The sequence below is a fragment of the Streptomyces sp. SID9727 genome (assembly GCF_010550605.1).
Lineage (GTDB): Bacteria > Actinomycetota > Actinomycetes > Streptomycetales > Streptomycetaceae > Streptomyces.
Genome location: NZ_JAAGNI010000504.1, coordinates 1 through 1305, shown reverse-complemented (window position 1 = coordinate 1305; position 1305 = coordinate 1). Strand labels below are relative to the sequence as shown.

1 protein-coding gene and 1 pseudogene are annotated in these 1305 nt (G+C 73.4%); both read left to right on the top strand.

Annotated features, from left to right (window positions below; translation table 11 throughout):
- Window positions 1-536 (top strand): annotated as a pseudogene (locus G3I41_RS34265) (rRNA cytosine-C5-methyltransferase); the annotation flags it as partial.
- A 114-nt stretch (window positions 537-650) separates the two neighbouring features.
- The coding region (gene rpe / locus G3I41_RS34260; protein WP_164404419.1) for a ribulose-phosphate 3-epimerase at window positions 651-1305 on the top strand (655 nt) is incomplete at its 3' end.

Genomic DNA, 1305 nt, shown 5'->3' with positions numbered 1-1305 from the left:
CCGCCCTCGCGGCGGACCGCGGTGCCGCGTTGCTGGCCGCAGAGAAGCAGCCGCACCGCGCCCGGCTCGTGGAGCGCGCGCTGGCCGGCAACCCGGGCCCGTACCAGGTGGTCACCGCCGACGGCACCCGCCCGCCGTGGCGCCCCGGCAGCTTCGACCGGGTCCTGATGGACGTGCCCTGCTCCGGGCTCGGCGCGCTCCGCCGCCGCCCCGAGGCGCGCTGGCGCCGCCGCAAGGAGGACCTGGAAGGCTTCGCCCCCCTCCAGCGCGGGCTGCTGCGCGAGGCGCTGAAGGCCGTACGCGTCGGCGGGGTCGTCGGGTACGCGACCTGCTCGCCGCACCTCGCGGAGACCCGGGTCGTGGTGGAGGACGTGCTCAAGGGGCGCGGCGGGGCGCCCGTCGAGGCGGAGTGGATCGACGCCCGTCCGCTGCTGCCGGGCGTGCCCGCGCTGGGCGACGGACCCGACGTCCAGCTCTGGCCGCATCTGCACGGCACCGACGCGATGTACCTCGCGCTGCTCCGCCGTACCGGCTGATCAAGGGCCCCGCGCCGGGGTGAAACGCCGGGAATGCGCGAACCGTAATGATCCCGTGAGCCTTTGGAGCGCACCGAGGCCGGGAAGTGACGCAGAACATGGCAGGCTTGGCCCATGGCCCAGATCAACCCGAGTATTCTCTCCGCCGATTTCGCGCGCCTCGCCGATGAGGCCAAGGCCGTCGAAGGCGCCGACTGGCTCCATGTCGATGTCATGGACAACCACTTCGTGCCCAATCTGACCCTCGGCGTTCCGATCGTGGAATCGCTCAGCAGGGCCACGGACACGCCGCTGGACTGCCATCTGATGATCGAGGACGCGGACCGCTGGGCGCCCCAGTACGTCGAGGCGGGGGCCGGGTCGGTCACGTTCCACGCCGAGGCCGCCGCCGCCCCCGTGCGGCTGGCCCGGGAGATCCGCGCCAAGGGCGCCCGCGCCTCCATGGCGCTCAAGCCGGCGACGCCCATCGAGCCGTACGAGGACCTGCTCCCCGAGCTCGACATGCTGCTGATCATGACCGTGGAACCGGGCTTCGGCGGCCAGGCGTTCCTGGACATCATGCTGCCGAAGATCCGCCGCACCCGTGAGCTGATCTCCAAGCACGGCCTCGATCTGTGGCTCCAGGTCGACGGCGGCGTCTCCGAGTCCACCATCGAGCGGTGCGCCGAGGCGGGCGCCGACGTCTTCGTCGCCGGCTCGGCGGTGTACGGGGCGGCGGACCCGGCCGCCGCGGTGCGGGCGCTGCGCGCCAGGGCCGACGGGGCCATCG